This window comes from Mycobacterium sp. TH-M15 (assembly GCF_057473705.1).
Genome location: NZ_JBYCLB010000510.1, coordinates 1 through 2,655, shown reverse-complemented (window position 1 = coordinate 2,655; position 2,655 = coordinate 1). Strand labels below are relative to the sequence as shown.

The 2,655-nt window shown below is 73.2% G+C and carries 3 protein-coding genes; 1 reads left to right on the top strand and 2 read right to left on the bottom strand.

The features are described from left to right. Window positions 1-87: 87 nt before the first annotated feature. Both lnt and AC2VNT_RS12490 read right to left on the bottom strand, forming a co-directional pair. Window positions 88-1,722, bottom strand: coding sequence for an apolipoprotein N-acyltransferase (lnt, locus tag AC2VNT_RS12495; protein ID WP_486947160.1), 1,635 nt, complete (start codon window positions 1,720-1,722; stop codon window positions 88-90). Window positions 1,723-1,758: 36 nt separating this feature from the next. After that, a complete protein-coding gene (locus tag AC2VNT_RS12490; RefSeq protein WP_486947159.1) occupies window positions 1,759-2,016 on the bottom strand; it encodes a hypothetical protein in 258 nt (85 codons plus the stop codon). Between the two features lie 269 nt (window positions 2,017-2,285). Here AC2VNT_RS12490 and AC2VNT_RS12485 point away from each other — a divergent pair. Continuing rightward, window positions 2,286-2,655: beta/alpha barrel domain-containing protein (locus AC2VNT_RS12485; RefSeq protein WP_486947161.1), on the top strand; the 370-nt coding region annotated here is incomplete at its 3' end.

Genomic DNA, 2,655 nt, shown 5'->3' with positions numbered 1-2,655 from the left:
AGCGGGGGAGACGGTGTACCCGCTGCAGCTGGGCGAGCGGCTGGCCGCGGCGAACGCGGCGGCCGACGCGGCCGCGCCGCCGAAGCCTCAGCCGATCCGCTGATCGGCCGGCGCCCCGGGGGAGACGGTGGACCCGCCGCGGCCGGGTGTGCGGTGTCGCCGCCACCGCGCGGCCGTGGCGGCCAGCACCGCAGCGGCGCCGATGCCGACCAGCATCGCCTGCAGCGCGGCGCCCCAGCGGGCCGCGGGGGTCACGCCGGTCCGCAGGCCGACCGGGACGTCCAGGTATGCCGGCGTGACGTAGCCGGTCCGGGCCGACTCGCCGCCGTGCGGGGTGATCACCGCGCTGACCCCGGTGGTGCTGGCGACGACGACGTACCGGTCCAGTTCCACGGCACGGACTTTGGCGAAGGCCAGCTCCTGCTCGCTCATCAGCGTGCCGAAGGTGGCCGCGTTGGCCGGGACCGCCAGCAGCTGCGCGCCGTTGTTCACCGACTGCCGCAGCGCACGGTCGAACGTCACCTCCCAGCAGCTGCCCACACCGACCGCGACACCGCCGGCGTGCACCACGCCGGTGCTGCGGCCGGCGGTGATGTAGCCGTACCGGTTGATGTGGGTGGCGAACCGGGCGAACAACGCCGGCCACGGCAGGTACTCGCCGAACGGCTGTACGAACTGCTTGGTGTGCCGCTCGCCCGGTCCGGTCTGCGGCTCCCAGACGATCACGGTGTTGGTGTAGCCGGGGAAGTTCGCGGGGGTGCCCGGCACCATCAGCAGCGCTCCCACCAGGATCGGCACCCCCACCGCCCGAGCGGCGACCGTGATCTGCCGGCCCGCATCGGGGTTGATCAGCGGATCGATGTCCGACGAGTTCTCCGGCCACACCACGAACGCCGGGCGGGCGGCCTTGCCGGCCCGGATGTCCTCGGCCAGCCGCAGCGTCTCGCGGACGTGGTTGTCCAGCACGGCGCGCCGCTGCGCGTTGAAGTCGTAGCCGAGCTGGGGCACACCGCCCTGCACCGCCGCCACGCTCACCGATGGCTGGTCGGCCGGTGCGGGCCGGTGCACCAGGGCGAACGCGGTAACCGCGAGCAGCGACACCACCCCCAGGTACACCCCGGCCGGCGCCGACGCCCGCAGCCGGCTGGCCGTACCGGACGTCGCCGCGATCTCGCGGGCGATCGCGGTCAGGCTGCAGCCGGCCAGCACGACCAGGACCGACAGCAACGGCGATCCGCCCAGGCGCACCAGGGGCAACAGCGGTCCGCCGGCTTGACCGGCCGCCACCACTCCCCAGGGGACTCCGCGGAACGGAACCCACGACCGCAGCCACTCCGCGACCTGCCACAACACAGCGAACCACACCGGCCAGCCCGGCAGCCGTCGGACCAGCACCGCCGCCAGGCCGAAGAACGGGGTGAACAGCGCGATCAGTCCGGCCAGGCCCAGCCAGGCCAGCGGTCCGGCGAAGGAGCCGGCCCACGGCACCAGCGGCACGGCGTAGGCCATGCCGAAAGCCAGCCCGTAGCCGGCGCCGCCCACGATCGTCGTCTCCGGCCGGGTCAACACCCACGCCAATAGCGCAAACGCCGGGATGGCGGCCCACCACCAGTTGACCGGCGGGAAGCTGGCATAGAACAGCGCGCCGGCCGACACCGCCACACCCAGGCGGGCCAGCCGGAGCCGAGTCACCTGACGGCGGGGCCGGTCACCGATCCGCACCTATCCCGCCGACCGATGCATGCCCTGCCGTCGGCGTCATTGCTGTGGTGCGCTCGGCGCATCCGCCGGGGCGTCACCCGGGGCTTGCGGCGCGGCCGAGTCGGCGGGCTCCGGTGCCGGTGGCGCCGGCGGCGCCGGTGGGCCGCCGCCTTGGACGACGGGGGCGATGGTGAACGACTGGCTGCCGTGGTCGGCGGCGGCGATGCCGGCGCCCGCGATCGCTCCACCGACGGCCAGCGCCGCCAGGGTGGTCGCAGCTACGGCCGGACGCCGATTTCCGGGGACACGATGCATGCTGTCTGACTCCTTGTGGTCTTCCTCGGGCGGACCGACCTCCGGCCGGTTCGGCCAATCTACATGCTTTGCTCAGGAAGCGGCAGGGTTGTTGTCAACCTGCGGCCCGGCCGAGGCCCGGTGGCGAAAACCGATCGCCGCACCGCACTAGACTGGTCGCCGGCAGCGGCGAAGGAGAAGCACAGGTGGAGAGCGCGGCGCAGAACGGGTCGAACGGCAGCGAGCCGGGCGGCAACGGGCAGACCGGGACCGCGCGGGTCAAGCGCGGTATGGCCGAGATGCTCAAGGGCGGCGTGATCATGGACGTCGTCACCCCCGAGCAGGCCCGGATCGCCGAGGGTGCCGGTGCCGTGGCGGTGATGGCGCTGGAGCGGGTCCCCGCCGACATCCGCGCCCAGGGCGGGGTGTCGCGGATGAGCGACCCGGACATGATCGAGGGCATCGTTGCCGCGGTCACCATCCCGGTGATGGCCAAGGTGCGGATCGGGCACTTCGTCGAGGCGCAGATCCTGCAGAGCCTCGGGGTGGACTACATCGACGAATCCGAGGTGCTCACCCCGGCCGACTACACCCACCACATCGACAAGTGGCAGTTCACCGTGCCGTTCGTGTGCGGGGCGACCAACCTCGGCGAGGCGC